Source organism: Glycocaulis sp. (assembly GCF_052168375.1).
Taxonomy (GTDB): domain Bacteria; phylum Pseudomonadota; class Alphaproteobacteria; order Caulobacterales; family Maricaulaceae; genus Glycocaulis.
The window spans coordinates 1-3,272 of the sequence record NZ_JBQLZR010000262.1 but is presented as its reverse complement, the minus strand read 5'-3'; the positions used below and the strand labels follow the sequence as shown (position 1 = coordinate 3,272).

At 66.9% G+C, this 3,272-nt stretch carries 3 protein-coding genes; 1 reads left to right on the top strand and 2 read right to left on the bottom strand.

Features of this window, described 5'->3' with window-relative positions; translation table 11 throughout:
• Positions 1 to 1,295, top strand: a 1,295-nt coding sequence (locus ACTS2Z_RS10635; protein WP_442573184.1) for a gamma-glutamyltransferase family protein, incomplete at its 5' end; no start/stop codon positions are given.
• Positions 1,296 to 1,496: 201 nt separating this feature from the next.
• On the opposite strand, the gene ACTS2Z_RS10630 is transcribed toward ACTS2Z_RS10635, so the two are convergent.
• Positions 1,497 to 2,549, bottom strand: a complete 1,053-nt coding sequence (locus ACTS2Z_RS10630; protein ID WP_442573183.1) for an ABC transporter ATP-binding protein — start codon at positions 2,547 to 2,549, stop codon at positions 1,497 to 1,499.
• Positions 2,546 to 3,272: ABC transporter permease (locus ACTS2Z_RS10625; RefSeq protein WP_442573182.1), on the bottom strand; the 727-nt coding region annotated here is incomplete at its 5' end. The genes ACTS2Z_RS10630 and ACTS2Z_RS10625, both read right to left, overlap by 4 nt.

The following is a 3,272-nucleotide window of genomic DNA, read 5'->3' as shown; positions in this document are numbered from 1 at the left end:
TGGCCATGGCGCACGAGGAACACGGGCGGCGGGACTGGGCCGAGGGCTTCGAGGCCGGGATCACCCTGTCGGAGGAAGGCTTCCCGATTTCGGGACGCACCTCGTCCATGGCGGCGCGCGTTGCACAGATATCCCAGCTTTCGCGCCGCGAACCGGCCCGCTCCTACTTCTACGACGAAGAGGGCAATGCCCACCCTGAAGGCTTCATCCGCACCAATCCTGCCTATGCGCAGACCTTGCGTTCGGTTGCCGCTGACTGGCGCAATTTCTACACCGGCGAGATTGCTGAGAACATTGTGGCCGTTGCCAATGATGCGCCGCGCGGCGGCCTGCTCACCCTAGAAGACCTCGCCGGATACGAGCCTGTGCGCCGCGAGGCGGTGTGCGTGCCTTACCGGGTCTACCGTGTCTGCTCGGCCCCGCCGCCCTCTTCCGGCGCGGTGGCTGTCGGCGCGATCCTCACCTTGCTGGAAGGCTTCGAGATGAGCGAGTTCGGCCCTGATACGGTCGAAGGCTGGCACCTCTTCATCGAGGCAAGCCGCCTCGCCTATGCCGACCGCGATCACTATGTCGGCGATCCGGCCTTTGCCGATGTGCCGGTCGCGGGCCTGCTCGACCATGCATACCTGACCGAGCGGCGCCGCCTGATCGAGATCGATGCCGCGATCCCGGAAATCAGCCACGGCACACCGCCGGGCGCGCCGGAAGTCATCGCCGACACCACGCCTGACGTGCCGGGCACCACGCACTATTCCATCCGCGACACGTTCGGCAATGTGGTCTCCATGACCACCACGGTGGAGTCCGTCTTTGGCAATAACCGGATGACTGAAGGTGGCTTCCTCCTGAACAACCAGCTCACCGATTTTGCCTTCGTGCCAAGCGATGCAGACGGGCGCACGCATCCCAACGCACCGGCGGGCGGCAAGCGTCCGCGCTCGTCCATGTCGCCGACCATTGTTCTCGATGCTGATGGCGAGTTCGTCATTGCCACAGGATCGCCCGGCGGCAATTCCATCGTCGCCTATACGGCCAAGACGCTTGTCGCGATGCTGGACTGGGGCCTGACCCCGCAGGAAGCCGCTGCTCTGCCCAACGTGGTCGCCCGCGGTGATGTGGTCAGTATCGAAAGCGGGTTCGACCCGGAATTGCTGGAGGGCCTGCGCACGCTCGGTCACCAGATCCGGGGCGAGCAGGGCGAAAACTCCGGCATCCACATCATCCGCCGGGGCCGGGACGGAACGCTGGAAGGCGGCGCTGATCCGCGCCGCGATGGCGTGGCCTTGCAGCCCTAGGAAGCTGAGGTCTGCGTCTTGGTCACTTGTCCGCCACCCACTCGCGTTTCCCCGGCGCACGCCGGGGTCCACAAGTACTAGGCACCGGCTTTCGCCGGCGAAACGCAACAAGGCGAGATCGATGATGTTTCAGGCCGCTTTTGCCGTCTGCAAGCGCGGAAGCTCGCCCCGCACTGTTGCGCGCAGCCTCAGATAAATACGCTAGACCACGCTCACAAAGGCGGGGTCGAGGCTGAGCGATCCCGCATCGCCGGCTTTCGCCGGATGACTGACAGGGGCGCGGGCGCTGACGCGCTCGCCGCCTGCCAGTTCCAGCGCCAGCACCACGACCGGGCCGGCAGCGCGCCGGCTGATCACCTTCGCGGCGACACCTGGACGATCCGCCTCTGCGACGACTATGCCTTCGGGGCGGATCAGCACGGTAACCGACGCGCCCTCGCCCTGCCCTGCGGCAATCGCGCCGAGCGGTGTATCAACCTGCCCAGCCTTCACCTGACCGGCAAAGGCAATCACCTCACCCAGCATGCGGGCCGCATTTTCACTGGCCGGTGACAGGTAGAGCGCATCCGGCGCGCCCGACTGGATGATCACGCCGCGCTCCATCAGCGCGATATCGTCCGCGCTCGCCAGCGCATCATCGGCGTCATGGGTGATGATCAGCGAGGCCGTTCCGGAACGCCGCAGGACATCCAGCGTCATTGCGGAAAGATCGGCCCGCAAGCGCCGGTCGAGCCCGCTGAACGGCTCGTCCAGCAGCATCACGGCAGGCTCCGGCGCGAGCGCGCGCGCCAGCGCGACGCGCTGCTGCTCCCCGCCCGACAGCTCATGCGGATAGGCCCGCGCGCGATGGCCGAGTTCCACGGCATCAAGGCAGGTCTTCACCCGCTCGCGGCGGGCGCTGGCACTGAGATCACGCAAGCCAAAGGCCACGTTCTGCGCCGCGGTCAGATGGGGAAAGAGCGCAAAATCCTGAAACACGACGCCGCAGCGGCGCTTCTCCGGTGCCAGATGCAGGCCCGGCCCGCTCCACGTCTCGTCGCCGGAACGGATCTCGCCTGCGTCCAGGCGCTCCAGCCCCGCAATCGCGCGCAGGAGCGTCGACTTGCCCGCGCCCGATGGCCCCAGCAACGCCGTCACCTTGCCGCCATGCAGGGCAAGGCTGGCATCACGCACGGCCATGAGGTCACCGCCAAGGCGGATTTGCGCCCCGCTGATCTCGATGCGCGGGCTGGCGGCGGCTTGTCCTTGCGTCATTCGGCCAGCCCCGGAATGGCGTCTGAAACCGGCACGCTATCGCGCGTGCGTTCGGACGCCGTGATACGCCGGGCAATCCAGACCATGGCGGGCAGCGCAGCCGCGACCAGCAACACCGCCGGCAGCGCCGCCTGTCCGAGGCGCTCGTCAGCGGCATAATTGTGCGCGGTCACCGCGAGCGTGTTCATGTTGAAGGGCCTCAGGATCATGGTCGCGGGAAGTTCTTTCAGAACCTCAACGAACACAAGAAGCCCCGCCAGCGCCACACCGGAGGAGACCAGCGGCCAGTGGACGCGCCGGAATAGCTGCAGCGGGCGCGCACCCAGCGTCATGGCGGCTGAATCGAGTGTGGGCGTTACGCGCGAGAGCGCGCTTTCCGACGGGCCGATGGCGGCGGCGATGAAACGGGCCTGATAGGCAAAGACGAGCGCGATCACGCTGCCCGTCAGCGCGAAGGGGAAGACCGACCCGGTCACGCTTTGCCAGCCATCATCCAGGGCGGACTGGGCTGCGCCAAAAATGATCAGCACACCAAGCGCCGCAACCGCGCCCGGAACGCCATAACCCAGAGAGGCGATACGCGCGGACCCGCGGCCCACCAGCTTTCGCGTGCGGATGGCATAGGCAAGTGCCAGCCCGATGGCCGCCGCGATCAGCCCGGACACCCCTGCGAGCAGAAGCGAGTTCACGGCAGCATCCAGAAGACCGGTCGCCGCAGGTGTG